Raw genomic sequence first — 268 nt, forward strand, 5'->3', positions numbered from 1 at the left:
CCGCCGCGCCGAACACATCGGCCGCTCGTTCTTGCAACTGCCGCTTCCATTCCGTGATCTGGTTCGGATGAACCTCAAACTGCTGCGCCAATTCTGCGAGCGTGCGCTCGCCACGTACTGCTGCCAGTGCCACCTTCGCCTTGAACGCCGCTGAGTGCGTGCGCCGAGTTCTCTTCGTCATCGTCTGGTTTCCTTTGTAGGCATTATGCCTATCTCAGAACCCAGCGACTCCACCTAACCGACCGTCCAGATTTCCTGAGCCACCTCT

The 268-nt window shown here is 59.0% G+C and carries 1 protein-coding gene; it reads right to left on the reverse strand.

From position 1 onward, the window contains the following. Positions 1 to 181 (reverse strand): transposase (locus ACSQ83_RS35975; RefSeq protein ID WP_436231384.1); only part of this gene is annotated, 181 nt, incomplete at its 3' end. Between the last annotated feature and the right edge of the window lie 87 nt (positions 182 to 268).

Source organism: Caballeronia sp. LjRoot29 (assembly GCF_964252755.1).
GTDB lineage: Bacteria > Pseudomonadota > Gammaproteobacteria > Burkholderiales > Burkholderiaceae > Caballeronia.